General features: G+C 63.6%; 26 protein-coding genes and 1 tRNA gene. 6 read left to right on the forward strand and 21 right to left on the reverse strand.

Features of this window, described 5'->3' with window-relative positions; genetic code table 11:
• Positions 1–172: 172 nt before the first annotated feature.
• The 8 genes from rplL to X265_RS22855 form a co-directional block, all read right to left on the reverse strand.
• Positions 173–550, reverse strand: a complete 378-nt coding sequence (rplL, locus tag X265_RS22820) for a 50S ribosomal protein L7/L12 (protein WP_063682744.1) — start codon at positions 548–550, stop codon at positions 173–175.
• Between the two features lie 54 nt (positions 551–604).
• Positions 605–1,123, reverse strand: a complete 519-nt coding sequence (gene rplJ, locus X265_RS22825; RefSeq protein WP_092294972.1) for a 50S ribosomal protein L10 — start codon at positions 1,121–1,123, stop codon at positions 605–607.
• A gap of 577 nt (positions 1,124–1,700) precedes the next feature.
• Complete coding sequence (locus X265_RS22830; protein WP_128966838.1) at positions 1,701–2,654, reverse strand: 2-hydroxyacid dehydrogenase; 954 nt, start codon at positions 2,652–2,654, stop codon at positions 1,701–1,703.
• A gap of 90 nt (positions 2,655–2,744) precedes the next feature.
• Positions 2,745–3,437 (reverse strand): 50S ribosomal protein L1, encoded by a 693-nt coding sequence (rplA, locus tag X265_RS22835; RefSeq protein WP_128966839.1) that lies wholly within the window; start codon positions 3,435–3,437, stop codon positions 2,745–2,747.
• Between the two features lie 6 nt (positions 3,438–3,443).
• Positions 3,444–3,872, reverse strand: a complete 429-nt coding sequence (gene rplK, locus X265_RS22840; protein WP_057745528.1) for a 50S ribosomal protein L11 — start codon at positions 3,870–3,872, stop codon at positions 3,444–3,446.
• Positions 3,873–4,005: 133 nt separating this feature from the next.
• Positions 4,006–4,563 carry a transcription termination/antitermination protein NusG gene (gene nusG, locus X265_RS22845; protein ID WP_128966840.1) on the reverse strand — a complete coding sequence of 186 codons (558 nt, stop codon included), beginning with the start codon at positions 4,561–4,563 and terminating at the stop codon, positions 4,006–4,008.
• Positions 4,563–4,754 carry a preprotein translocase subunit SecE gene (gene secE / locus X265_RS22850; RefSeq protein ID WP_092294122.1) on the reverse strand — a complete coding sequence of 64 codons (192 nt, stop codon included), beginning with the start codon at positions 4,752–4,754 and terminating at the stop codon, positions 4,563–4,565. Before secE ends, nusG begins: the two co-directional genes overlap by 1 nt.
• 275 nt (positions 4,755–5,029) lie before the next feature.
• Positions 5,030–5,105 (reverse strand) — tRNA-Trp (locus tag X265_RS22855).
• A gap of 170 nt (positions 5,106–5,275) precedes the next feature.
• On the opposite strand from X265_RS22855, the gene X265_RS22860 reads away from it, so the two are divergent.
• Positions 5,276–6,499, forward strand: a complete 1,224-nt coding sequence (locus X265_RS22860; RefSeq protein ID WP_164938745.1) for a serine hydrolase domain-containing protein — start codon at positions 5,276–5,278, stop codon at positions 6,497–6,499.
• Between the two features lie 208 nt (positions 6,500–6,707).
• Here X265_RS22860 and X265_RS22870 read toward each other — a convergent pair whose 3' ends face one another.
• Both X265_RS22870 and X265_RS22875 read right to left on the reverse strand, forming a co-directional pair.
• On the reverse strand, positions 6,708–7,475 hold the full coding sequence (locus tag X265_RS22870; RefSeq protein WP_128966843.1) for an SDR family NAD(P)-dependent oxidoreductase: 768 nt from the start codon (positions 7,473–7,475) through the stop codon (positions 6,708–6,710).
• Positions 7,476–7,517: 42 nt separating this feature from the next.
• Entirely contained in the window at positions 7,518–8,216 is a 699-nt protein-coding gene (locus tag X265_RS22875; RefSeq protein WP_128966844.1) for a histidine phosphatase family protein, read from the reverse strand.
• A gap of 132 nt (positions 8,217–8,348) precedes the next feature.
• Here X265_RS22875 and X265_RS22880 point away from each other — a divergent pair, with 132 nt between their 5' ends.
• Complete coding sequence (locus X265_RS22880; protein ID WP_128966845.1) at positions 8,349–9,134, forward strand: SDR family NAD(P)-dependent oxidoreductase; 786 nt, start codon at positions 8,349–8,351, stop codon at positions 9,132–9,134.
• Between the two features lie 406 nt (positions 9,135–9,540).
• Positions 9,541–10,719, forward strand: a complete 1,179-nt coding sequence (argE, locus tag X265_RS22885; protein WP_128966846.1) for an acetylornithine deacetylase — start codon at positions 9,541–9,543, stop codon at positions 10,717–10,719.
• A gap of 128 nt (positions 10,720–10,847) precedes the next feature.
• Here argE and X265_RS22890 read toward each other — a convergent pair whose 3' ends face one another.
• The 4 genes from X265_RS22890 to X265_RS22905 all read right to left on the reverse strand — a co-directional run bounded on the left by X265_RS22890 (position 10,848) and on the right by X265_RS22905 (position 14,548).
• On the reverse strand, positions 10,848–11,471 hold the full coding sequence (locus X265_RS22890; RefSeq protein ID WP_128966847.1) for a LysE family translocator: 624 nt from the start codon (positions 11,469–11,471) through the stop codon (positions 10,848–10,850).
• A 21-nt stretch (positions 11,472–11,492) separates the two neighbouring features.
• Positions 11,493–11,834, reverse strand: coding sequence for an NIPSNAP family protein (locus X265_RS22895; protein ID WP_128966848.1), 342 nt, complete (start codon positions 11,832–11,834; stop codon positions 11,493–11,495).
• A 287-nt stretch (positions 11,835–12,121) separates the two neighbouring features.
• On the reverse strand, positions 12,122–13,180 hold the full coding sequence (locus X265_RS22900) for a phosphotransferase family protein (protein WP_128966849.1): 1,059 nt from the start codon (positions 13,178–13,180) through the stop codon (positions 12,122–12,124).
• A gap of 132 nt (positions 13,181–13,312) precedes the next feature.
• Entirely contained in the window at positions 13,313–14,548 is a 1,236-nt protein-coding gene (locus X265_RS22905) for an acyl-CoA dehydrogenase family protein (RefSeq protein WP_128966850.1), read from the reverse strand.
• 213 nt (positions 14,549–14,761) lie between these two features.
• Here X265_RS22905 and X265_RS22910 point away from each other — a divergent pair, with 213 nt between their 5' ends.
• On the forward strand, positions 14,762–15,424 hold the full coding sequence (locus tag X265_RS22910; protein ID WP_128966851.1) for a TetR/AcrR family transcriptional regulator: 663 nt from the start codon (positions 14,762–14,764) through the stop codon (positions 15,422–15,424).
• Between the two features lie 50 nt (positions 15,425–15,474).
• On the opposite strand, the gene X265_RS22915 is transcribed toward X265_RS22910, so the two are convergent.
• The 7 genes from X265_RS22915 to X265_RS22945 all read right to left on the reverse strand — a co-directional run bounded on the left by X265_RS22915 (position 15,475) and on the right by X265_RS22945 (position 22,448).
• Positions 15,475–15,867: a RidA family protein gene (locus X265_RS22915; RefSeq protein WP_128966852.1), complete on the reverse strand. Its 393-nt coding sequence runs from the start codon at positions 15,865–15,867 to the stop codon at positions 15,475–15,477.
• Positions 15,868–15,958: 91 nt separating this feature from the next.
• Positions 15,959–16,174 (reverse strand): hypothetical protein, encoded by a 216-nt coding sequence (locus tag X265_RS22920; protein ID WP_128966853.1) that lies wholly within the window; start codon positions 16,172–16,174, stop codon positions 15,959–15,961.
• A gap of 202 nt (positions 16,175–16,376) precedes the next feature.
• Positions 16,377–17,606 (reverse strand): CaiB/BaiF CoA transferase family protein, encoded by a 1,230-nt coding sequence (locus X265_RS22925; protein ID WP_128966854.1) that lies wholly within the window; start codon positions 17,604–17,606, stop codon positions 16,377–16,379.
• Between the two features lie 157 nt (positions 17,607–17,763).
• Positions 17,764–18,969, reverse strand: coding sequence for an MFS transporter (locus tag X265_RS22930; RefSeq protein ID WP_128966855.1), 1,206 nt, complete (start codon positions 18,967–18,969; stop codon positions 17,764–17,766).
• Positions 18,970–19,115: 146 nt separating this feature from the next.
• Entirely contained in the window at positions 19,116–19,943 is an 828-nt protein-coding gene (locus X265_RS22935; RefSeq protein ID WP_128966856.1) for a 3-oxoadipate:acetyl-CoA acetyltransferase, read from the reverse strand.
• A gap of 118 nt (positions 19,944–20,061) precedes the next feature.
• A complete protein-coding gene (locus X265_RS22940; protein ID WP_128966857.1) occupies positions 20,062–21,459 on the reverse strand; it encodes an MFS transporter in 1,398 nt (465 codons plus the stop codon).
• Positions 21,460–21,719: 260 nt separating this feature from the next.
• On the reverse strand, positions 21,720–22,448 hold the full coding sequence (locus X265_RS22945) for an NUDIX hydrolase (protein WP_128966858.1): 729 nt from the start codon (positions 22,446–22,448) through the stop codon (positions 21,720–21,722).
• Positions 22,449–22,547: 99 nt separating this feature from the next.
• Between X265_RS22945 and X265_RS22950 the strand changes: the two genes are divergently transcribed.
• The gene (locus tag X265_RS22950; protein WP_128966859.1) at positions 22,548–23,591 is read left to right on the forward strand and encodes an SPFH domain-containing protein; all 1,044 of its coding nucleotides are present in this window, start codon (positions 22,548–22,550) and stop codon (positions 23,589–23,591) included.
• Complete coding sequence (locus tag X265_RS22955) at positions 23,575–24,510, forward strand: diacylglycerol kinase catalytic domain-containing protein (protein ID WP_128966860.1); 936 nt, start codon at positions 23,575–23,577, stop codon at positions 24,508–24,510. The genes X265_RS22950 and X265_RS22955 overlap by 17 nt, the downstream gene beginning before the upstream one ends.
• The last annotated feature ends 3 nt before the right edge of the window (positions 24,511–24,513 follow it).

Here is a 24,513-nt window from a genome sequence, read left to right on the forward strand (position 1 = left end):
ATATGGGGCGACAATAGTGCAGATTCGAGGGACAAACCCTCAAATCCCCACACATTTTCGTGTTTGGCCTGCGTCGGGACGATCCGTCGCACGCCTTTTGCATCCGGCCCACCCTTCTGAGGGCGAACCAAGGTCCCGGGCCTCGACCCGGGACCTTGCCCGTAAGCGTTGCTTACTTGAGCTCGACCTTCGCGCCAGCCTTCTCGAGCTGGGCCTTGATCTTGTCGGCTTCGTCCTTGTTCACGCCTTCCTTCAGCGGCTTCGGAGCACCCTCGACGAGGTCCTTTGCTTCCTTCAGGCCGAGACCGGTGATGGCGCGGACTTCCTTGATGACCTCGATCTTCTTGTCGCCGGCGCTGGCGAGAACGACCGTGAACTCGGTCTTCTCTTCCGCCGGAGCGGCAGCGGCGCCACCACCAGCCGGGCCGGCCACGGCGACAGCCGCGGCAGCCGAAACGCCCCACTTCTCTTCGAGGAGCTTCGCGAGTTCGGCAGCCTCGAGCACAGTGAGGCTCGAGAGGTCGTCAACGATCTTCTGCAAGTCAGCCATTGTTCAGTTTCCTTGAGTGTAAGTCTGGTTCGGGTTTGAGTTTTGCGAAGGGCGTCAGGCCGCTTCGCCCTTTGAGGCATGAGCCTGGATGACGCGCGCGAGCTTGCCCGCGGGCGCGTTGGCGAGCTGAGCAAGCTTGGTCGCCGGGGCCACGATGAGGCCGACGATCTTGCCGCGCAGTTCGTCAAGCGACGGCAGCGAGGCAAGCGCCTTCACGCCGTCGACATTCAGGACGGTCTTTCCCATCGAGCCGCCGATGATGACGAACTTTTCGTTCGCCTTGGCGAATTCGATGGCGACCTTCGGCGCCGCTACCGGATCGTTCGAAGTGGCGATCACGGTCGGTCCCTTCAGCATGGGGCCGATGGCAACGACGTCAGTGCCTTCAAGAGCAATTTTGGCGAGACGGTTCTTCGAGACCTTCACCGAGGCACCCGCCTGCTTCATCTGCTGGCGCAGCTTCTGCATCTGGGCGACGGTGAGGCCGGAATATTGAGCAACGATCGCGACGCTCGTGGTCTTGAAGACCCCATTGAGCTGTTCGACCGCGTCTTTTTTTGCCGCTCGTTCCACAGCAAGCTCTTTCCGGTTGGCGGTCAACGCGAAAGCGGGACCGCCGGGTTGCACCCATCGTCCCGCCTAAACCTGAACCTCAGGGCCAAAACCCATCGGACACGCCGGGCAAGACGACAATTCAAAGCCTGCCCTCCGGGAGCCCCTAAGAGCCCACGGCGTGTCGAGGTCCGAACCAAACTCCTTCCGCGGCTACCCCTAAGGTAGGCGCGAAGTGAAATCCGGTCTTCACCCGTCTATGCAGGCCGTGCGATTAAGCCGTTGAGAAATCGGAATTTCCCGCGAGCGCCTGCAGTCTTGGACAGGACAAGGCCAGTCGGCGAACCGCCCGACCTCTGCCCGCATCCCACCGGCCGATGGATTTTCTCTCCTTTTTGGGCAAATCCTTGCGGACGTCCTGAAAAGGAATGATCTCCTGCGTGTCGGGTTTTCGGAATGCGTGCACGGACGCGCCAGCCAGGGCCGGCACGTCCGGAGGCGGTTCTTTAACCGCTCTCTGCCTGATTGCCAAGAGCAAAATTCACACCAGTTCCAATCCGTTGCCGGTCGGGCCTAATACGGCCCGACAAGGGCCGATTCAGACCGATTTGACCTGGTGAGGCAGCGGCCTGCCCTCGAAGAACGCGGTCAGGTTGGCCAGCACGCAGTTCTGCATGGCGACATGCGATTCGAGGGTGTGGCCGCCGATATGGGGGGCGAACACCACATTCGGCAGCGCCGTGAGGGCGTCGGGGGCGTGCGGTTCCTTCTCGAACACGTCGAGGCCGGCGCCGGCAATGGTCTTGTCGGCCAAGGCGGTGACAAGGGCCTTCTGGTCGATGACCGAGCCGCGCGAGATGTTGACGACATAGCCGTCCGCGCCGAGGCGCCTCAGGATATCGGCATTGACGACGTGCTGGGTCTCGGCCCCTGCCCGCACTGCGATCATCAGCACGCTGCACCAATCGGCAAGTGCTTCCAGCGACGGGAAATATTGATAAGGCAGATCGTATCGGGTGCGGCTGAAATAGCCGACCTCGCTCTCGAAGGCGGCGCAGCGAGCAGCGATCTTGCGGCCGATCTCGCCCATCCCGTAGACGCCGATAGGGCGGCCAGGCATGCCGGTCTGCGGCCGCATCATCGGCGACGGCTTTGACGCCGCCCAATCGCCGCTGCGGACATATTGGTCGGCGACCAGGATTCGCCGCGTCGTCGCCAGCATCAGGGTCATCGCGATGTCGGCGACCGAGGCCGCGTTGGCGCCGGGGCTGTGGCCGACCGCAATATTGCGGCTAGCTGCCGCCTTCAGGTCGACGCCGTCATAGCCGGTGCCGTAGCAGACGATTGCGCCGAGCTTTGGCATCAGGTCCATCGCCTCCGCCCCCAGCGGCGAACCGCCGGCGGTCAGCAGCGCCCGGATGCCGCCGAGCTCGTTCGCCGAAAACACCTCGCCTGCGGGCTTGCCGCCGGTGTCGAGCAGTTCGAACCGCTCGGCGAAACGCGCCATCATCGTTTTCGGAAAACGCGAGTAGATCAGGACCTTGTCAGCCATTGTTCTTGTTTCCGGTGAGTGCCGCCCACAAACGACGAGGGGCGGAATCGGTTGCCCAATTCCGCCCCTCGCCTCTTGCAATTTCCGGACTTAGCCGAGGATGGTACCCGGCTCGACCTTCACGCCCGGGCCCATCGTCGAGGACACCGCAACCCGCTGGATGTAGGTGCCCTTGGAGCCGGCCGGCTTCGCCTTCGAGACCGCATCGGCGAGCGCCTTGATGTTCTCGACCAGCTTCTCCTCGGAGAACGAGGCCTTGCCGACGCCGGCCTGCAGGATGCCGGCCTTCTCGACGCGGAACTCGACCGAGCCGCCCTTGGCGCCCTTCACCGCACCGGTGACGTCCATGGTCACGGTACCAATCTTCGGGTTCGGCATCAGGCCGCGCGGGCCGAGCACCTTACCGAGACGGCCGACCAGCGGCATCATGTCGGGGGTCGCAATACAACGATCGAAGTCGATCGTGCCTTCCTGCACCTTCTGAACCAGATCCTCGGCGCCGACGACGTCGGCACCCGCGGCCTTGGCTTCGTCAGCCTTGGCGCCGCGGGCGAACACGCCGACGCGGAGCGTGCGGCCGGTGCCGTTCGGCAGGGTCACGACACCGCGGACCATCTGGTCGGCGTGACGCGGATCGACGCCGAGATTGATGGCGACCTCGATGGTCTCGTCGAACTTCGCTTTCGCGCGTTCCTTGACCATCTTGATGGCTTCCGCGAGCGGGTAAAGCTTTTCGCGGTCAACACCTTCGCGGGCTTTGTTCAAACGCTTTCCGATTGCCATGACCGCTTACCCCGCAACTTCCAGACCCATCGAACGGGCGGAGCCCTCGACCATCTTCATGGCCGATTCGATGGTGTCGCAATTCAGGTCCTTCATCTTCTTCTCGGCGATTTCGCGCACCTGCGCGCGGGTCACCTTGCCGGCCTTGTCACGGCCCGGCGCCTTCGAGCCGGACTGGATCTTGGCGGCCTGCTTGAGGAAGTAGGACATCGGCGGCGTCTTCATCTCGAAGGTGAAAGAACGGTCCGCATAGATGGTGATGATCACCGGGATCGGGGTGTTCTTCTCTTCCTTCTGGGTCTGGGCGTTGAACGCCTTGCAGAACTCCATGATGTTGAGACCGCGCTGACCGAGCGCGGGACCGATCGGGGGCGAAGGATTCGCCGCACCGGCCGGGACCTGAAGCTTCAGGTATCCGGTCACTTTCTTTGCCATGTAGCACTCCTGTTGTGCCGGCAATCGCCGGCGGTTTCAGGTTCGTGGTCTGGGTCGGATGCGGCTGGCAACCGCCCTCTCCCTCCCACGGCCTCTCTTTGCGGGATGCCTGCCGGCGTCCCGCGCTACCCGGTCAGACCTTCTCGACCTGACCGAATTCCAGTTCGACCGGCGTTGCGCGGCCGAAGATCGACACCGCGACCTTTACGCGCGAGCGTGCCTCGTCGATTTCCTCGACCACACCCGAGAACGAGGCGAACGGGCCGTCGGCCACGCGCACGTTCTCGCCGATCTCGAACGAGACCGACGCCTTCGGACGCTCCACGCCCTCCTGCACCTGGTGCAGGATGCGCATGGCCTCGTTCTCCGAGATCGGCATCGGCTTGTTCTCGGCGCCGAGGAAGCCCGTGACCTTCGGCGTGTTCTTGATCAGATGAAACGCCTCGTCGGTCAGCTTCATCTTCACCAGCACGTAACCCGGGAAGAACTTGCGCTCGGCATCGATCTTGCGGCCGCGGCGCACTTCCGTGACCTTCTCGGTCGGAACCAGTACCAGCTCGAACAGGTCCTCGAGCCCGCGCTGCTTGGCCTGCTCGCGGATCGATTCGGCGACCTTCTTCTCGAAGTTCGAATAGGCGTGGACGATGTACCAGCGCTTGTCGGACGATTGGGTTGCGGCGGCTGTTGCCATCAGTGAATGCCCAGAAGGAAGGTGATGAGGTAACGGATGATCTGGTCGGCAGCGAAGAAGAAAATCGAGGCCAGGGCGACCATCACGAACACCATGATGGTGGTGATCGTGGTCTCGCGACGGGTCGGCCAGGTGACCTTGGCGGTCTCCGAGCGCACTTCCTGCAAGAACTTGAACGGGCTGACTGCCATCGTTTGAGACGCCAATAAGGATTTCGGGGATCCGAACAGCCTGATGTGGCCCAGCCCTCTGTCTCGAAGGATGAGCCGGAAAACCGGGCTCTGATGTTCGGGAGATTTCAAAGCCGCGCCGGATATCCGCGTCTAACGGGCCGGCTGCGAGTGCCGGCTATCTACTGCGGATGGGGCCAAAGGTCAAGGATCACCGGGTGCGGCCCAGTCGGCCCTGTGTCCTCGGCAGACAGATCGGACTAGTTCGGGATCAAGGGGTTAGCCAGCAGATGCGCTGGCAGGAGTGGCAGGGCTCGAACCTGCGACCCCCGGTTTTGGAGACCGGTGCTCTACCAATTGAGCTACACTCCTACGGACCCTCGCGTCGCCGCTCCAGGATCAGGCGCGCTTTCAAGCACAGGGGACGGCCGGATTGCAAGGCCGGATTGCAAGGGTGAGGCGCGCTGGCTTCGCTTGTGAGTGCCGCGGCTTCTGGGTCACAGTCTAACTCCGACAATAATGTGCCCCCGGGAGTGAAACATATGACCGCCACAGCCGCCTCTCACCTCTCGACCGCGCCGAAAACCCCGCCTCTGCCCGATGCCAAGCCGGAAACGCTGGGCCTGTCGCGCCCCCGCCTCCAGGCGATGTCGGATGCGTTCAAGCGCGAAATCGACAAGGGAACCGTGCCTGGCGTGACCGTGCTGGTGGCTCGACGCGGCCAGGTCGGCTGGTTCGAGGCGCTCGGCAAGCAGAGCCCGGCGGGGGCGGCGCCGATGGCGCTTGATTCGATCTTCCGGATCTTCTCGATGACCAAGCCGATCGTCTCGGTCGGCATCATGGCGCTGGTCGAGGACGGCCACCTGCTTCTCGGCGATCCCGTGGCCAAATTCATCCCGGAGTTCGCCAATCAGAAGGTCGGCGTGGTCAGCGGCGGCAAGCTGGAACTGGTTGCACCCAAGCGGCCGATGACGGTGCAGGACCTGCTCCGCCACACCTCGGGGCTCACCTATGAGCACCAGGGCGACGGCCCCGTGCACAAGCTCTACCAGGACTCCCGCGTCCGCAGCCGCAAGATCACCAATGCGGAGCATGCCGCGCTGGTGGCGAGCTTTCCGCTGGTCTGCCATCCCGGCGACGAGTTCAACTACAGCCGCTCCACAGACATCCTCGGCCGCATCATCGAGGTCGTCAGCGGCAAGTCGCTTGGCGCATTCCTGACCGAGCGCGTGCTCGCCCCGCTTCAGATGACGGAGACCGCGTTCTCGACCAGCGAGGCCAATGCTGGCAGGCTCGCCGAACCCTTCGCCGCCGATCCCTGGACCGGCGACAAGGTCGCGCTGTTCAACATGCTCGAGCAGCCGGTGATGGAGTCAGGCGGCGGCGGTCTGGTCTCGACCACGATGGACTACGCCCGCTTCTGTCTGATGCTGCGCAACGGCGGCACGCTCGAGGGCGTCAGGATCATCGGCCGCAAGACGCTGGAGCTGATGGCGTCCGATCATCTCGGACCTCACGTCGTGACCAACGGCACCCTGCTGTCGCCCGGCCACGGTTTCGGCCTCGGCTTCGCCGTCCGCCGCGAGGCCGGCATCGCACCCTTCCCCGGCAGCGTCGGCAATTACTTCTGGAGCGGCATTGCCGGCACGTTCTTCTGGATCGATCCGAAGGAAGATCTGTTCGCGGTGTTCATGAGCCAGGGCCCGGGACAACGTGACTACACGCGGACCCTGGTGCGGGATCTGGTTTACGCGGCGGTGGAGTGAGGCGGCGCCTCTTGAATTGAAGGATGGAGCGGCAAACTCGGTGCAACCTCTCCCGCTTGCGGGGGAGGTCAGCACGAAGTGCCGGGTGGGGGCTCTTCCTCTTGGGGGTTCTCGCTGTGGAGAGACCCCCTCCCCAACCCTCCCCCGCAAGCGGGAGAGGGAGCGCACCGTCAGTTGCGTGCCGCACCGCGTCCGGGACACAAGAGTCTCAACTGATCGTCGCGCCGCCGTCGATCACCATGGTCTGGCCAGTCATGAAGTCACCGGCCTTCGAGCCCAGGAACACCGCCGCGCCCGCGATCTCGTCGGGGATGCCGATGCGGAGCAGCGGCGAGCGCGCGGTCGAGGCCTTCAGGTTCTCGGGATTGTCCCACAGCGCCTTGGCGAAGTCGGTCTTGATCAGGCCGGGCGCGATGCAGTTCACGCGAATATTGTGCTTGCCGTATTCGCAGGCAAGATTGCGTGCGAGCTGCATGTCGGCAGCCTTCGAGATCGCGTAGGCACCGAGGATGGTCGAGCCCTTCAGGCCGCCGATCGAGGAGACGATGATGACCGAGCCGTCCTTGCGCTCGATCATCTGCGGCACCACCATCGAGATCAGCCAATTGTTTGCGACGATGTTGTTGTCGAGGATCTTCCTGAACTGATCGTCGGAGATGCCGGCGAGCGGACCGTAATACGGATTCGACGCGGCATTGCAGACCAGCACGTCGATCTTGCCGAAGGCGCGGTTGCTCTCGTCGACGAGGGTCTGCAGATTCTCCTTCGAGGAAATGTTGGCGGCAATCGCGACCGCGGTGCCCTTGCCGAACTTCTCGTTAATGCCCTGCGCCACCTGCTCGCAGACGTCGGCCTTGCGCGAGGAGATCACGACCTTGGCGCCGTGCTCGGCCATGCGCTCGGCGATCGCAAGCCCGATGCCGCGCGTCGATCCCGTGATGACGGCAACTTTGCCCTTCATGTCGAACAAGGTCATGTTTCTCTCCCAGATTGATGTTCGTATTGGATGTCAGCTCGCTCACGCGAGCTTCTTCACTTCCGGTCCCGCCGGCTGGTGCATCGCCGCATGCGCATCGTCGGCGATCCATGGCTGCTGGTTCACCATCGGCAACCGCCACACCGTACGCTCGGGACTCGCAAAATGATCGAGCCGCGTGATCGACACATTGTCGATGTCGAACGACAACGCCCGCTCCAGCTGGCCGTCGAGGGCGAGGCCGATCGCCGCCTTGATGGTGCCACCGTGCGCCACGGCGATGATGTCCTGCCCGGCCGCCTCATTGTTGATCCGCTCGACGGTGCGGCGCGTGCGGACATAGAGGTCCATGAAACTCTCGCCACCGGGCGCGGGCTCGTTGATATCGGCGAACCAGCTCGCGCCCACCGGGCGGCTGGCGATGAACTCGGCGCGGTTCATGCCCTGCCAACGGCCGAGATTCTGTTCGGCGAGGTCCGCTTCCCGCTTCATCGATGCGGGCCGTGGATAGCCCGCTTCCCAGATCGCTTCCGCGGTCTGGTGCGTGCGCATCAGATTGCTCGAATACCAGACCGCCTTGCGCGGCAACACCTTCGCAACGGCGTTGAACACATAGGTGTCGCTGGTGTCGCAGGCGATATCGCTTTGCCCGTAGATGTTGCCGCCGTCATTGCGCACCGGCGCATGACGAACCCACCACCAGCGTGTCGTGATCACGTTCGGCTTGTCTGCGGTTGCCATGAAGCTCTTCCATCCCGTGTGATGTCGCTGTACGTCAGGTGTGAACGTGTCTCAAGACACTTTGCCGTTTGAAATTCTGTTTGAAATTCCGTCGCGCGGCAAGCGTCGCGCGCGTACCAAAGGGAGAAACGCATGGGCCGCCTGCAAGGCAAATCCGTCATCATCACCGGCGCCGGCAGCGGCATCGGCCGCGCGGCAGCGCTCTTGTTCACCCGGGAAGGCGCCAAGCTGATCGCGGTCGATCGCACCGAGGCGGTGAACGAGACCGTCGACGAGGTGAAGAAGGCCGGCGGCATTGCCGAGGCGATGATCGCCGACGCCGGCTCCGAGAAGGACGTCATGGCGATGATCGACAAGGCGGTGAAGACGCACGGACGGCTCGACGTGATCTGGGCCAATGCCGGCATCTCCGGCGGCCTCGTTCCACTCGGCGAGCAGACCGTGGAACACTGGCAGGAAGTGCTGCGTGTCAATCTGATCGGACCATTCCTTGCGGTGAAGCACGCGATGCCGCACATGGTGAAGCAGCAGTCCGGCGCGATCGTCCTGACAGCGTCGGTCGCGGGCCTCAAGGCCGGCGCCAGCGGACATCCCTATGCCGCGAGCAAGGCCGGCGTGATCTCGCTGGTGCAGACCACCGCCTATTCGCTCACCGGCACCGGCGTGCGCATCAACGCGGTCTGTCCCGGTCTGATCGAAACAGGCATGACCAAGCCGATTTTCGATCGCGCCAAGGAGCGCGGCACCCAGGACAAGATCGGCCAGCTCAATCCGCTCAAGCGCCCCGGCCAACCGCACGAACTCGCCGCGATGGGATTGTTCCTGGCGAGCGACGAGGCATCTTATGTGAATGGCCAGGCCTTCCCGGTGGATGGCGGTCTCACGGCGTCGATGCCGTATACGGGCAAACCGGTCTGAGGCAGTCTCGTGTCCCGGACGCGCTGCAGCGTTTTTACGCTGCTGCGCAGAGCCGGGACCAAGAAAGCCACATGGATTGCTTCCCTGCGCTCGCAACGACGGAGTACGCAGTAGCGGCGCCGCTCATTCAACTGGCATCTTCATCGCAGACACACCTTCGCATTATCGCGGCTCATCTCGCCCGAGCTTTGCTGGCGTGTTTTGCCCGTCAAGCAACGCAAGATCTCGTAGCCCGGATGGAGCGTAGCGCAATCCGGGAATCTGTCCGCGCGGACACGGCGGTCCCGGATTTCGCTGCGCTCCATCCGAGCTGCGGGCCCGTGTTGATTTGCCTGACCGGCCGTCGCCTTGGTATGGTTCATGCAAACAATCTCAGCTTTCGCAATCCCCTGACAAGACCGTGACAATGCCAAGCTCAAGACCCGATCGTATTCGACAAATCCTCGCGAACCTCGTCGCTTTCGACACGATCAGCGACCGCACCAACCTGCCCCTGATCGCCCATATCGAGAGTTATCTCGCTTCTCTGGGCGTCAAAAGCGAGCGTTTCGTCGATGAGACCGGTCAGAAGGCTTCGCTCTGGGTCACGATCGGGCCGGAGGACAAACCCGGTTTCGTGCTGTCCGGCCACACCGACGTGGTGCCGGTCGTAGGCCAGGACTGGAGCCACGATCCCTTCAAGCTGGTCGAGCGTGACGGCAAGCTCTACGGCCGCGGCACCACCGACATGAAGGGCTTCGTCGCGGTGTGCCTTGCGATGGTGCCGGAAATGCTCGAAGCGAAGCTGAATACGCCGATCCATCTTGCGATCTCCTATGACGAGGAGATCGGTTGCGTCGGCGTCCGCCCGATGCTTGGCGAGGTCGCGAAGAAGAAGGTGCGGCCGCTCGGCGCGTTCATCGGCGAGCCGACCGAGATGAAGGTCATCATCGGCCACAAGGGCAAGCACGGCGTGCGCGCGACGTTCCGCGGCCTCGCCCGCCACTCCTCGATTGCGCCCGACGGCATCAACGCCATCGAATACGCCGCCGAAATGATCACCGAGATCCGCCGCCGCGCCGTGAAGCTCGCCAGCGAAGCCGAGCGCAACAGTCTCTACGACGTGCCGCACTCGACGTTGCTGACCAGCATCGTCCATGGCGGCGCGGCGCTGAACATCGTGCCCGACACCTGTACCGTGGATTTCGAATGCCGCGGCATCGGCATCACCGAGTCCAGGGAAGTGACGGATGCGATCGTCGCCTGGGCCAAGGCCGAGCTGGAGCCCGCGATGAAAGCCCGGAACCCTGAGTGCGGCATCGATTTCGAGGAGATCCTCGACTATCCCGCGCTCGATACCGCCGCCGATGCCGCCATCGTCACGCTGGCCAAGAGCCTTGCCGGCCGCAACGATCACGCCAAGGTCGCCTTCGGCACCGAAGCGAGCCTGTTTGCCAGCATGGCCGAGATCCCCTCAGTGGTGATCGGGCCCGGCGCAATCGCGCAGGCGCATACGCCTGACGAGTTCATCGCAATGGCCGAGCTGGAAAAGTGCGCAGGCTTCGTGGAGAAGCTGATCGCGCATTGCGCGAAGGCGGCATCGTAGGTGCCGTAGGGTGGGCAAAGCGGAAGCGTGCCCACCGTTTCGCGACAATCATCGACAGATGGTGGGCACGGCGCTACGCGCCTTTGCCCACCCTAGAAGTCCGCGCTCCGTCGCACGAACTGCTCGCTTCATCGCTCCTGCAACGCGAGCCGCGCCCCGACGGCACAGTAGATTGTCCCGACCACCTTGCCCTGCCATTTCACCACAGCGGGATGGCGGCGCAACAGATTGCCGAGGCGGCCGGCGCCGACAGCGAACACGATCGTACTCAGAAGGCCGAGCAGCACGAAGACGGCACCGAGAGTGGCGAGCTGAAGTGCGGTCGAGCCGTGCTCCGGCCGGACGAACTGCGGCAGGAACGCGAGGAAGAACAGCGCGGTCTTGGGATTGAGCACCTCGGTCAGCACAGCCTGCCGGAAGGCGCGGCCTGCGCCGATCGCGGGCGCGCCATTCAACTCGATCGGCGCCCTGTCGAGCATGGCGCGGATCCCGAGGTAGATCAGGAACGCAGCGCCGGCATATTTGACGATGCTGAAGAGCAGCGCCGAGGTCGCGATGATCGCCGACAGGCCAGCAATCGCCATCGAGGTGTGGATCAAATCACCGGCCGCAATCCCCGCGCCTGTCGCGATGCCGACGCGCGTCCCCGAACTTGCCGCCCGCGCCATCGTGACCAGCGTTGCGGGGCCCGGAATGAAAACGAAACCGAGCACGATAAGGATGTAAGTGATGAGAGTCGTGTGATCGATCATGGGCGCGGTCCCGAGCGGACATCAACGTAACAGGCTGGACGACGGTGAATAATCCACCGGCACAAGCAGACGGTCCTCGATCTGGCCGACCATAAGGCCGTGGTCCGCATGGGTCACACGCTTGATCTCGGTCCACTCAGCATCGGCCATGAAGGCAGCCCATGCCGACGTTTTCGTCCTCTCGTCCGGCCACTCCAGCAGGTAGGCAAACTCGGTACGATCGCCGAACTTCGTCTCCCACATCGCGACGATCTTGAAACCATATTTGGTTCGCATGATACGCGCGGCATGGTCGCGGAAGCGGGCGTGAAAGGCAGTCTTGTTCTTTTCGAAAATCTCGTAGATGCGCAGTTGCTGGATCATGACCGTCTCCTTGAGGGGAGATGGGGTCGAATGATGCGTTGTCAAACCGGAAGCGGAAAGATGGTGGGCACCGTCCTGCGCGCTTTGGCCCTTCCTGCGAGAGCCGCCGATGAGAGCGCGCGCGAGTGGCCTCCTCGTCATTGCGAGGAGCTCTTGCGACGAAGCAATCCAGGCTGCCGCCGCGGCGAGATTCTGGATTGCTTCGCTACGCTCGCAATGACGGAGTGTGCTGGGACAGCGACGCACCAGACAAAAGGCGCGGCTACCAGCCTCGCCCACCTCTCCTCCTACACCGCACCTGCCTTCTGCGCGTATTCCCAGGACGCCTTTGACAGCGGCACGGTGCGCTTGGCGGACTCGAGCGCCTTGGCGTTCGCAGCGGTGCCGTCGCGAACGCGGCCGGCGATTCCCTGGGTGATGCCGGCAAGACGAAACAGATTGTAGGCAAAATACCAGTTGAGATCAGGCACCGTCATCTTGGTGACGTTGCAATAGATCTGCGCGGCCTCCTCCAGGCTCGGGATGTTGAGCGCCTTGAGGTCGGCGCCCTCGAGGCCCGGCATGATCCATTGCATCAACAGATAGGTGAAGTCGGCCATGGGATCGCCGAGCGTCGACAGCTCCCAGTCCAGCACAGCCTGCACGCGCGGTTCCGTGGCGTGGAAAATCATGTTGTCGAGGCGATAGTCGCCATGGACGATGGAGACGCGCGCCTGCTCCGGCACGGTCCTGGGCAGCCATTCGGCGACCTTCTCGAACTCGGGAATATGCTGCGTTTCGGACGCGCGATACTGCTTGGTCCAGCGGTCGATCTGGCGCGCGAAATAATTGCCAGGCTTGCCGAAATCGCCAAGGCCGATCGCGACTGGATCGTACATGTGGAGTTTCGCCAGCGTCTCGATCTTGCTGGTGAATATCTTTCGGCGGGAATCGTTGTCCTGGCTCGGCAGCGTCGGATCCCAGAACACGCGGCCCTCCTCCATCGACATGATGTAGAAGGCGGCGCCGATGATGCTGTCGTCCTGGCACAGCGCATAAGCGTGCGCGACCGGAAAACCCTGCTTTCCAAGCGCTGCGATGACGCGGTATTCGCGATCGACCGCGTGCGCGGACGGCAGCAATTTGCCGAACGGCTTGCGGCGCATCACATAGGAGCGCTTCGGCGTGTTGAGCCGGTACGTCGGATTGGACTGACCGCCCTTGAACTGGAGCACGACCAGCGGGCCTTCAAAGCCTTCGACGTGCTCGCGCATCCACGCTTCGAGCCTCAGTTCGTCGAAGCGATGACGCTCCTCGACCGGCTTGGTGCCCGAGAACTCTTCGTCTTTCCTGACGCCGTCAGCCACGGTGACGCTCCCTCTTCAGTCCGAACCTGATCCTATTCGGTAACCGCCGACGCACTTGCGTCAAGCGGTCACCGAGCGCGGATCATGTTCTTCTCGTTTCTTCAGAGCGGGCGATCAGCCCGGCTCTCTCGCTTAGTGCTTGGGAGAGTTGGCATACTTCCGAACTTCGAGCCTTGCAATGGCGCGATTGTGCACCTCGTCCGGACCGTCGGCGAGACGCAGCGTACGGATGTGGGCGTAGTCCTTGGCAAGACCGGCATCGTCAGAGACGCCCGCGCCGCCAAAGGCCTGGATCGCCTCGTCGATGATCTTCAGCGCCATGTTGGGGGCTGCGACCTTGATCATGGCGATCTCGGCCTGCGCGGTCTTGTTGCCGACCTTGTCCATCATGTCGGCGGCCTTGAGGCAGAGCAGCCGCGTCATCTCGATGTTGGTGCGGGCCTCGCCGATGCGCTGCTCCCACACCGAATGCTCGACGATCTTCTTGCCGAAGGCGGTGCGCGAGGTGAGCCGCTTCACCATCTTCTCCAGCGCTTCCTCGGCCTTGCCGATGGTACGCATGCAGTGATGGATGCGGCCAGGTCCCAGGCGGCCCTGCGCGATCTCGAAGCCGCGGCCTTCGCCGAGCAGGATGTTCTCCTTCGGGACGCGGACGTTCTCGAGCAGCACCTGGGCATGACCGTGCGGCGCGTCGTCGAAGCCGAACACAGGGAGCATCTTCTCGACCTTGATGCCGGGGGTGTCGAGCGGAACCAGGATCTGCGACTGCTGCTGGTGCTTGGCCGCATTGAAATCGGTCTTGCCCATCAGGATCGCGATCTTGCAGCGGGGATCGCCGACGCCCGACGACCACCATTTGCGGCCGTTGATGACGTAGTGATCGCCGTCCTTCTCGATCCGCGTCTCGATGTTGGTGGCGTCGGATGAGGCCACCGCCGGTTCCGTCATCAGGAAGGCGGAGCGGATCTCGCCGTCCATCAGCGGGCGCAGCCATTTGCGCTTCTGTTCCTTGGTGCCGTAGCGGATGAACACTTCCATGTTGCCGGTGTCCGGCGCGGAGCAGTTGAACACTTCGGAGGCCCAGGTGATGCGGCCCATCTCTTCCGACAGCAGGGCGTATTCGAGATTGGTCAGTCCCGCGCCGCGGAATTCGTCGTCCTCATGCTCGCTCGGCGGCATGAACATGTTCCAGAGGCCTTCCGCCTTCGCCTTCTTCTTGAGGTCTTCGAGGATGGGGATCACCTTCCAGCGGCCGCCGCTCTGATCCTGCTCGTTATAGACAGGCACCGCCGGACGCACGTGCTTGGCCATGAACGACCGCACGCGGTCGAGCCATTCCTTCTGCTTGGGCGACATATCGAAGTCCATGGGACGCTCCTCGTCTCTCTCTTTGCGATCTCGTTTTGCGCCGGACTGTCCTCCCGCCTTGCACGGCCCGCAAGCGCAAACATGTGCGTCTTGCGAACCCTCGGAACCGGCTCGCATTGCGAACCAGTTGCGATTGCAGATTGACATTCTCCGGCCTTCAAACGATAGTTTCATACAACTGTTTGAATTGCAACTCCCTCCCTGAAGACATCCATGGCCAGCGATCATACGAGGTCTGCCATTCTCGCCGCCGCCGAACGGCTCTATGCCGATCGCGGCTTCGGCGACGTCACGCTGCGCGACATCGTCGCCGAGGCGAATGTCAATCTGGCCGCGGTGAACTATCATTTCGGCTCAAAGGACGAGCTGATCGCGGAATTATTTGTCACCCGCTCGATTGCGACCAACCGCGAGCGTTTGCGCGAGTTGAAGGCGGCGGAAGAGCAAGGCGGCGGCCGCGCGCCGATCGAGGTGATCCTGCGCGCGCTGGTGGGGCCGACCCTGCGCGGTTGTCTCGGGCCGGAAAATCAGCGCTCGACCGCGGCGCGCTTCATGATCCGCGCCTCGATCGAATCCGTGCCGCCGATCCGCCGCATCAAGAACCGCGAGATCGACCATTTGCGGAAATTCGCGGGCGCGATGCGAAGGGCCCTGCCCGACCGCAGCGACGTCGATATTTATTGGGGCCTGAATTTTGCGCTCGCCATGGCGCACCACACCATTCGCGAGAGCGAGCGGCTGACGAAACTGTCGGACGGCCAATGCGATCTCGACGACGTCGAGGACGTGGTCGCGCGTGTCGTCAACGTCGCCACCATGGCACTGACGGCAGGCAGGTTCGGGGCCAAGGCGCCGGCAAAGGCCGCCGCGCGGTAGGTGCGCCCCCTCCCCGCGAGCGGGGCGAAGTGCAGCGACCGCCGGCCGCGTTACATCATCGCGATGCAGTCGATCTCGATGTCGAAGGGCCCGGTCCATTCGGGGATGCAGACGAAGATCCGCGCCGGCGGCTGCTCCGGGAAGTAGCGCGCATAGATCACGTTGAAGACGGGGAAGTGTTTGGCCGAGGTGCAGTAGACGTTGCACTTCATGACATTGTCGAGCGTGGCGCCGGCCGTGTGCAGGCACAGCTTCAACTGCTCCATGACCAATTCGCTCTGCCGTTCGATCGGAACCGCCGCGATCTCGCCCGTGTTCGGGTCGAACGGCGGCAGGCCGGAGACGAAGATCATGTTGCCGGCGCGCGTCACGGGCGAGGCCGGCGCGTTCCAGCGGTCGAGATAGGTCGAGATCGGCTCGACGCGAAGCGCTTCGCGTTTCATGGGCCACCTTCGGGTTCAAGCGAGACAACTGCCTGACTAGCCGATGGCGCAGGCGGCATGCTTCGCTAGAGCTCGAAACGTGGCTGCGGGATCAGCCCCGCTGCGGCATCTCCTCGGCCTCTTCCTTGGCGAGCAGCAGCAGCATTTCGATGCCCATGTCGCCTTCCTGCGGCGAGCGGATGAATTTTATCTCCTCGGCACTTTGCCGCAGCGCGGCAATGATGGCGACAGCCTGGTTGGCCGTTGCCGCCTCGGTCGCCAGAATTGCCTTCTGGTCTTTCGCCTGGAACCCGATCGTGTAGGACATCCATTTCCCTCCCGAACTCAGTGGAGGGATCGAATCAGAGTCTCGAGCAAAGCGAAAGCCTGTGCGACTACGGACCGGGATTATTTGGGGATTGCGCGCAAGCCCCGCACAAGGCCGCACCGTCGTCATGCTTCCGCCAATCATCATCGCTACTGGACCGCTCACCGACGCGAGCCGGGCGGCAGGCGCGAAGCAAAGGGGGCTAGATGATCCCCTGCTGCTTCAGCTCCTCGATCTTCCCGGCGTCATAGCCGAGCTTGCTGCCAAGCACTTCCCGGGTGTGCTCGCCGAGCAGCGGCGGCGCGCGGTAGGTCTCGATCGGCGTCTCCGAGAAGGTCAGCGCGTTGCGGATCAACGACAGATCGGGCTGGAAAGGATGGTTCACCTTCACCCGCATGCCGCGCGACTGGACGTGCGGGTCGGAAAAAACCTGCTCGAAATTGTTGATCGGGCCTGAGGGCACGCCGGCCTCCTCCAACTTCTCCAGCCAGTAGGCCACCGGCTTCTTCAGAAACAGGCCGGCGAAGATCGCCATGATCTCCTTGCCGTGCACGACGCGGTCGTTGTTCTTGATGAAACGTGGATCGCTCGCAAGCTCCGGCTCGCCGAGCACGGCGCAGGTGCGCTGGAACTGGCCGTCATTGCCGACCACCAGCATCAGCTCGCCGTCGGTGCAGCGGAACACGCCGGCCGGCATGCCGCCATTGCCCCAGGTCCCGCGGCGCGGCGGTGTCTTGCCGTTGACGAGATAGATCTGCAGCCAGTGCGACAGCGAGGCGATGACGGTGTCGAACAGGCAGACGTCGAGGTGTTGTCCTACGCCGCCGTTGGCGTCGCGATGATAGAGCGCCGACAGAATGCCGATTGAGGTGTTCATGCCGGTCATGTAGTCCACGATGGAGGGACCGACCTTCATCGGGCCCTCGCCCGGCTCGCCGTCCATGTGGCCGGTGACGCTCATCAGGCCGCCCATCGCCTGCAGGATCGCGTCATAGCCGGCACGCGGCGCGTAAGGGCCGGTCTGGCCGAAGCCGGTCACCGAGCAATAAATGATCTTGGGATTGATCGCCTTGATGGTCTCGTAGTCGAGGCCGTAGCGCTTGAGATCGCCGACCTTGTAGTTCTCCATGAAGACGTCGACGTCCTTAGCGAGCTCGCGGATGATCGCCTGCCCCTCCGGTTTGGCGATGTTGACCGTGACCGACTTCTTGTTGCGGTTGGCGCAGAGATAGAACGAATTATTGTTGTTCGCCTTGCCTTCGGGGTCGGTCAGATAAGGCGGGCCGAAGGCGCGGGCGTCGTCGCCGGTGCCGGGCCGCTCGATCTTGATCACCTCGGCGCCGAGATCGCCCAGCATCTGGGCCGACAAGGGCCCCGCGAGCACACGCGTGAGGTCAAGGATCTTGATGCCTGAGAGCGGCAGGGCCGACATATCGATTTCCTCCGGGGAACTGGATCTTGGCGCGGCGGCGAGATCGTGGACCGCGCTTCCTGCGGATACACTATTTTCGCATCCCGAGCCCTGCGCTCTGGGCATACGGCCATATCGCAGCGGCCGCCAGGCTCCTATTTCCGCCCCGCGAATGACCCTAAGTCGCGCCGACCGCGACAGCTCCCGGCCGACGCCGCCCGAGCAGGACCAGGATCAGCACCGTCGCGCAAGAAAACACCAGGGTGAGGCCAAGCGCGCCGCGGCTGCCGAACTGGGTGAGCAGGCCGGCGAGCAGCGGCGGCGAGATCGCCGAGGCCAGGTTGAGCGGCAATGCGATCATCGACATCGCCTTGGCGAATTCAGCCTGATCGTAGAACACGAGCGGGATCGTGGCACGCGCCACCGCCATCGCGCCGCTGCCGGCGCCATAGAGCAGGATGAAGGCCGCAACCGCCCAGGTCGCGCCCTCGCTCAGCATCAGCAGCACCATGGCAATGGGAAGCGCCGCGCCGGCGACGAGGCCTGTGGTGATGCCGTCCCACCGGCCGCCTCCGAGGAAGTCGAGGCCGCGCGCGCTGACCTGGATCACGCCCAGCATCGAGCCGAATGCAAGCGCCTGCGCCGGCGCAAGGCCTTCCGCCCGCAACAGCTCGATCAGGATGGCGCTGATGCCAAAATTGACGAAAGCATTCATCGTGATCACGCAGACGACAAGACCGAAGGTGCTTCTCGGAATTGCAGGCGGCGGCGCAGCCTTGACGGCCTCGCCGTGATCGTCCGTCGCGATCTTCCGGCGCGGCGCAATCAACCCATAGAGCGGAAGGTTGATGGCGAGCATCATCGCCGCATAGACCAGACAGGTGCCGCGCCAACCGAGCAGGCCGCTGAGGAACGAGGTGGTCGGCCAGAAGATGCTGCTGGAGAGGCCGGTCACCAGCATCAAGGCGCCAATGGCATTCTTGGCGCCGCGTCCGACCACTTCGTTCAGCAAGATATAGGCGCCGGTCGACAAGGTGGCGCTGCCGCCCATGCCGAGAATCACCCAGCCGGCGAAATAGAGAACCGGCTCGCGTGCGAAAAACAGGACGACAAACCCCGGCGCAGAAACGACAGTGCCCACCATCATCACCCTGCGCGCACCGTGCCGCGCAAAGGCCTTGGCAAGCCAGGGCGCGCACAGGCCCATGGTGACGTAGAGCACCGAGCTGCCCGCGAACACCGCCGGCAGGCTCATGCCGAGATCGGCCCCGAGGTCGCGGCCGATCACGGCCGGAAGGCCGATCGTACCCCATCCAATCAATTGGGTGATCGCAAGCACCAGCAGGACCCCGATGAGCCTGCTGTCAGATTTCAAGAACCGCATTCCAGCCGTCGCCTGCCCGGCAGGCGCCGATCACGCCTGTGAGCCGCTGTCTTACCCGCAGACTCAGCACGCGGGAACGCCGCGCGCCGAATGGCAGAAGGCATCCGGGAGCATGTCAGGCAGACGTCAGGTGCGCACGAACGTCCCTACCCCGCCATTCCGAGCAGGGATCGCGCTTCGGATGCGGTCGCGACGCGGCGGCCGTGGCGCGTGACGGCTTCAGCGGCGATGGTCACGAGCTCGGCATTGCTGGCGGCAAGGCGCGTCTTGTCGATCCTGATATTGTCCTCGAGCCCGGTGCGAACCGCATCGGCGCCGCGCGCCAGCGCCCAATCCATGACCTCGGCTTGATGGCGCCCGATTCCGGCCGCGGTCCACGTCGCCTTGGGGATCAACCGCCTGAGCTCGGCCAACAGGATGTCGAGCACGTGCTCGTCGGCCGGCATCGCATTCTTGACGCCCATGACGAACTGCACGTGCGGACGCGCATCGATCAGCCCCGCCTCGATCAGGCGGCGGGCGCCGTGCAGATGCGACAAATCGAAGATCTCGATCTCCGGACGGATGCCATTTGCCTTCATACCAGTGGCGAGCGTCTCGACCAGGGCGGCGCTGTTCTCATAAACGATGGTCGGGAAGTTCACCGATCCGGTGGAGAGCGAGGCCATGTCGGGTTTCAGATAGAGCGACGATCCGCGCGCCGAGGGATCGCGGCCGCGCCCGCCGGTCGAGAACTGCACGATCATCCCAGGACAATGCTTCTTGATGCCCTCTTGCACGAGCGCAAAGCGCTCCGGGTCCGACGAAGGCGACTCGTCGTCGTTTCGCACATGGATATGCGCGAGTGTGGCGCCGGCCTCGAAGGCCTGGTGCGTCGATTCGATCTGTTCGGCCGGCGAGATCGGCACCGCCGGATTGTCCTTCTTGCGCGGCACGGAGCCGGTGATGGCGACGGCAACTACAGCGGGGTTCATCCTGCAACCTCATCATGATCGCGCTGACGCGCACGAAACTTCTACCCGGAGACAAACTATACAGCGAACCGCTGCCGCTGCGAACATCATCGCAGCGGCACTGCTCCTCCTGTACAGGTCAGGTCTGAACCGCAGCAGCACTATTCGCCGTGTCTGCGCGCTGCCGCTCGTAGTCGGCTCGTGCCATAGGAACTGCCGCGGGATTGCCGAGATCGTCGATGTGGACCCGATAGGTTTCCCGGGCCGTGACCGCCGCAAGCGCCGCGATAACAGTGATGCCGAAGGCGATCGCCCCCACCGTCATTGGAATGTTGGCCGAGCCGGGAGGCGCCACGGTCGCAAACAGAGCCGGCAGCAGGGCCGTGATGGTCGTCCCGATGTTCTGCGAGATCGCCATTGCCGATACGCGGGTGCGCGTCGGGAACAGCTCCGGATAAAAGCTCGGGAAGATCGCGTTATAGCCCTGATAAACGACGCCCCACATCAACAGCGAGACCAGGATCGCCAGCGGCACGTTCCTGACGCTGATGGCATAGAGATAGAGGAAGGCGAGCAAGCCGGACAGCAGCGCACCGACGATGATCGGAGGCTTGCGACCGATCCTGTCGGAGAGATGGCCGACGAAGGGAATGACGAACACGGCCACCATGTTTCCGAGGACCGGGATCCACAGATAAACGTCCTTGGCAAAGCCGATGCCGTAGGCCGGCTGGACCGCGTAGGCCGCACCGAAGATGGTCGCAACCACCGGGATGACGTTCATCAGCGCCATACAGATGACCCTGAGCATGTCGGGCCAGCTCAGCTTGATCGCCTGGACGACCGGAGCCCGCGGCGTTTCTCCCCGGCTCTCCTCTCGCGCAAACGCAGGCGTCTCGTCGACCTCGCGGCGAATGATGTAGCCTGCGACAATGACGAAGAAGCTGAGCAGGAAGGGAATGCGCCAGCCCCAGCTGTTGAAAGCTTCCGTCGGCATATAGGCCGCCAGCGGCAGAAACACGGCGGCGGCCAAAATCTGCCCGGCTTGCACGCCCTGCAGGGCAAAGCTTGCAAAGAAGCCGCGGCGACCGAACGGCGCATGCTCCAGGATCATCGAGCTCGCGCCGGAGATTTCGCCGGCGACGGCAAAGCCCTGCACCAGGCGCAGGATCACGAGCAGGATCGGCGCAAGAATGCCGACCTGCTGATAAGTCGGCAGGACGCCGACGGCCATGGTCGAGAGCCCCATCAGGAACATGCAGACGAGGAGAATGGTCTTGCGGCCATGGGTGTCGCCCCAATGTCCGAGCACGAAGGCACCGATCGGGCGCGCCACATAGCCGACGCCATAGGTCGCAAGCGATGCGACGATCGCGACAGTTGGATTGTCCGACGGGAAGAAGATCTGCGGGAAGATCAGCGATGCCGCAGTCGCGTAGATGAAGAAATCATAATATTCGAGAGCCGACCCGATCCAGCCGCTTGCGGCAGCCTTCCTGGACTGACTCATGTCATGGGTCGCGCGCGTCGTAGCCATCAGAAAACTTCCTCCCGATCTGTTGTTTGTTGACGTCCCGTTGGCGGGCTTCGTTGAACAATTGGACAGCAATCCCCGGACGCTTCCGCGGAGCTCCGCGCGCGCTTGGCACTGCCGGTCGGTGTCTTGAGTGAGACGACAATAGGCTTTCGCCGGGCTAACACAATTACCCAGTTATGCGATAAACCTAACATGATGTTATGGAGGGGCGTGTAGCGACCATGGCCGCAAACCCGCGGCGGTCACGGCGCCGCGCGATCTTATTCCGGTGGATTGAACGTCCGCACGAAATAGACGGGCTCCCTGCCCTTCTTCAGGCGATAGAGCTGCGCCGGCCGGTTCGGGCCACGCCGCATTTTCGCGACCGGCTCGATCACGTCGGCGGACAGGATCCTGGTGCGGAAGGCGCTCTTCTCGAGCGGACGGTCGAGCACGATCTCGTAGACGCGCTGCAGATCGGGCAGCGTGAATTCCACCGGCATCAGGTAAGCGGGCAGCGAGGTATACTCCACCTTGTTGCGCAGGCGCCGGATCGCGCTGGCCAGGATCTCGCCGTGGTCGAAGGCGAGCTTCTCCTTCAGACTTCCGCCTTGAATCGGACACCAGCGCGCATCGCTGGTGAGCTCACTTGCGTCGGCCGGGATCAGCGCGAAATAGGCGTGTGTCGCCGACCAGCCGCGCGGATCGCGCGTCGCGCTTCCCCAGCTGCCGAGCTGCTCGAGATAAGGGCTGGTGACCCCGGTCTTCTCCTTCAGCTTGCGCACCGCACAGGCCGCCAGATCGCGGTCTTTGGCGACGTCAACGAAACCACCCGGCAGCGCCAGGCCCAGTGGAAACGGTTCGCCTTCTCCCGCCGGACGCTGCACCAACAGCACCTGAAGCTGGTCGTCGAGAATCGCAAAGATCACGACGTCGACCGTGGTCAGGGGCCGCGGGAAATCCAATTGTGTTGATCGTCCAGACCCTTCGGCCAGATCCTTGCCCGCCATCGGCAGCCTCCCCTGTTCGGCCTTGACAGTAGCACAGTTAGTTGTACAGTCCAACTTACTTAGTTGCTCAGACCAACTTACAACCATTTGGAGGCAGCCATGTTCGGCATCCGATTCATCAAGGCCCAGCCCACCACCTATCTGATGAAGTATCGCGCCGGCGCCGTCGTTGCCGAGGGCACCGGCCTCTCCGCGCTGTACTACGCCCCGGTGACCACGCTCGTCGCCGTGCCCGTGGGCAGCCGCGACGCCTCTTTCATTTTCCAGCAGATCGCGCGCGACTTTCAGACGCTGACCGTCCAGGGTCACGTCACCTATCGCGTCAGCGAGCCCAGGAAGGCGGCCTCGATGCTCAACTTCACCCTGAAGCCCGACGGCAAGACCTACGAGACCGACGATCCCGAGAAGCTCCCCGAACGCATCCTCGGCACGGTCGAGGTGCTCGCCCAGCAGGCGATCAAGGAGCTGACGCTGAAGGACGCGCTCCAGGCATCCGACCGCATCGCCGAGATCATCGCGGGAGGTTTGCGGGGACGCGCCGACATAGAGGCTCTCGGCCTCGAAATCCTGGGCGTATCGATCCGCGGCATCAAGCCGACGCCCGATACCGCCAAGGCGCTGGAGGCGCAGGCGCGCGAAGCAATCCTGAAGAATGCGGACGAGGCGATCTTCGCGCGGCGCAACTTCGCCGTCGAACAGGAGCGCGCCATCCGCGAAAGCGAACTCGACACCGAGATCGCAGTCGAGCAGAAGAAGCGCTCGATCCGCGAGACGCAGATGGACGCCGAGGCGAGCGTTGCCGCCAAGCGCAACGAGCTGCGCCAGGCCGGCATGGCTGCGGATATCGTGCTGGAAGGCAAGCGCAAGGACTTCGTCGGCCTGAACGCCGAGAATACCCGCACGCTGGCCGATGCCGAGGCCTATCGCGTCGGCGCGCTGATGAAGATCTTCGAGGGCGTCGACACCCGCGTGATCCAGGCGCTCGCCGCCGCCGGCATGCAGCCGGGTCAGCTGATCGCGCAAGCCTTCTCCGGCATCGCCGAGAAGGCCGAGAAGATCGGCCAGCTCAACGTCTCGCCCGACCTGCTGAGCCAGTTGATCGAGAAGCCGAAGCCGGAGGTCGCCAATGTCCGCCGCCAATGACCGCAAGATCGTGCTGGTGACGCGCAAGACCAGGCTGGAGGACCTGGTCGCGCGTTACCTGACAGCGGCACAGGCGCGTTTCTACGTCGAGCATCTCGGCGCCGACTTCTCCGACTATGAACGCGAGCACGAGGTCTATCAGACGCAGCGGCACGCGACGCTTCAGGTGCTGGAGCAATGGGGGCGCTATCAGGTGATCGAGCGCGGCTTCCTGCCCAACTTCATCTTTGCGCCCGATGACATCGTCGTCGCGCTCGGCCAGGACGGCGTCGTCGCCAACACGATGAAATATCTCGACGGCCATCCGTTGATCGGACTCAATCCCGACCCCGCGCGCTACGACGGAATCCTGCTTCCCTTTGCGCCGCGCGATCTCGCAAAGCTGCTGCCGGAGGTCGCCGCCGACAAGCGCAACAGCCAGGCCGTGACGATGGCGGAGGCCAGGCTTGGCGATGGGCAGGCACTTCATGCCGTCAACGACCTCTTCATCGGCGCCCGCACGCACGTCTCGGCGATCTACGAGATCGCGGCCGGCGGGACGACGGAGCGGCAATCCTCGAGCGGGCTGATCGTCTCGACCGGGCTCGGATCGACCGCCTGGTTCAAGAGCATCGTCACCGGGTCCCTGGCCATCGCCGGAAGCTTTGGTCAGCCCTCCTCGCGCGGCGACTACGACGCCCTGCCCTGGGACGCAGCGGAGCTGCGTTTCGCCGTGCGTGAGCCTTTCCCGAGCCGCTATTCCCAGACCAATCTCATCTGCGGCCGCCTCGTCTCGGAGGAGCGGATGCGCATCCGCTCATTGATGGCGGAGAACGGCGTGATCTTCAGTGACGGCGTGGAAGCCGACCGTCTCGACTTCAATGCCGGCGCCGAGGTGACGATTGGAATCGCCCGGCGGCGCGGCCGGCTGATCGTGTGACGT

Source organism: Bradyrhizobium guangdongense, assembly GCF_004114975.1.
Classification (GTDB): domain Bacteria; phylum Pseudomonadota; class Alphaproteobacteria; order Rhizobiales; family Xanthobacteraceae; genus Bradyrhizobium; species Bradyrhizobium guangdongense.

Coding starts and splice junctions, on each gene's coding strand:
- rplK (WP_057745528.1), bottom strand. CDS start 3,872: ATGGCAAAGAAAGTGACCGGATACCTGAAGCTTCAGGTCCCGGCCGGT.
- rplL (WP_063682744.1), bottom strand. CDS start 550: ATGGCTGACTTGCAGAAGATCGTTGACGACCTCTCGAGCCTCACTGTG.
- X265_RS22905 (WP_128966850.1), bottom strand. CDS start 14,548: ATGGACTTCGATATGTCGCCCAAGCAGAAGGAATGGCTCGACCGCGTG.
- X265_RS22930 (WP_128966855.1), bottom strand. CDS start 18,969: ATGCGGTTCTTGAAATCTGACAGCAGGCTCATCGGGGTCCTGCTGGTG.
- argE (WP_128966846.1), top strand. CDS start 9,541: ATGCCAAGCTCAAGACCCGATCGTATTCGACAAATCCTCGCGAACCTC.
- X265_RS22950 (WP_128966859.1), top strand. CDS start 22,548: ATGTTCGGCATCCGATTCATCAAGGCCCAGCCCACCACCTATCTGATG.
- X265_RS22945 (WP_128966858.1), bottom strand. CDS start 22,448: ATGGCGGGCAAGGATCTGGCCGAAGGGTCTGGACGATCAACACAATTG.
- X265_RS22860 (WP_164938745.1), top strand. CDS start 5,276: ATGACCGCCACAGCCGCCTCTCACCTCTCGACCGCGCCGAAAACCCCG.
- secE (WP_092294122.1), bottom strand. CDS start 4,754: ATGGCAGTCAGCCCGTTCAAGTTCTTGCAGGAAGTGCGCTCGGAGACC.
- X265_RS22955 (WP_128966860.1), top strand. CDS start 23,575: ATGTCCGCCGCCAATGACCGCAAGATCGTGCTGGTGACGCGCAAGACC.
- X265_RS22940 (WP_128966857.1), bottom strand. CDS start 21,459: ATGGCTACGACGCGCGCGACCCATGACATGAGTCAGTCCAGGAAGGCT.
- X265_RS22870 (WP_128966843.1), bottom strand. CDS start 7,475: ATGACCTTGTTCGACATGAAGGGCAAAGTTGCCGTCATCACGGGATCG.
- X265_RS22920 (WP_128966853.1), bottom strand. CDS start 16,174: ATGTCCTACACGATCGGGTTCCAGGCGAAAGACCAGAAGGCAATTCTG.
- X265_RS22915 (WP_128966852.1), bottom strand. CDS start 15,867: ATGAAACGCGAAGCGCTTCGCGTCGAGCCGATCTCGACCTATCTCGAC.
- X265_RS22830 (WP_128966838.1), bottom strand. CDS start 2,654: ATGGCTGACAAGGTCCTGATCTACTCGCGTTTTCCGAAAACGATGATG.
- X265_RS22890 (WP_128966847.1), bottom strand. CDS start 11,471: ATGATCGATCACACGACTCTCATCACTTACATCCTTATCGTGCTCGGT.
- X265_RS22895 (WP_128966848.1), bottom strand. CDS start 11,834: ATGATCCAGCAACTGCGCATCTACGAGATTTTCGAAAAGAACAAGACT.
- X265_RS22875 (WP_128966844.1), bottom strand. CDS start 8,216: ATGGCAACCGCAGACAAGCCGAACGTGATCACGACACGCTGGTGGTGG.
- X265_RS22910 (WP_128966851.1), top strand. CDS start 14,762: ATGGCCAGCGATCATACGAGGTCTGCCATTCTCGCCGCCGCCGAACGG.
- X265_RS22935 (WP_128966856.1), bottom strand. CDS start 19,943: ATGAACCCCGCTGTAGTTGCCGTCGCCATCACCGGCTCCGTGCCGCGC.
- nusG (WP_128966840.1), bottom strand. CDS start 4,563: ATGGCAACAGCCGCCGCAACCCAATCGTCCGACAAGCGCTGGTACATC.
- X265_RS22880 (WP_128966845.1), top strand. CDS start 8,349: ATGGGCCGCCTGCAAGGCAAATCCGTCATCATCACCGGCGCCGGCAGC.
- rplA (WP_128966839.1), bottom strand. CDS start 3,437: ATGGCAATCGGAAAGCGTTTGAACAAAGCCCGCGAAGGTGTTGACCGC.
- X265_RS22925 (WP_128966854.1), bottom strand. CDS start 17,606: ATGTCGGCCCTGCCGCTCTCAGGCATCAAGATCCTTGACCTCACGCGT.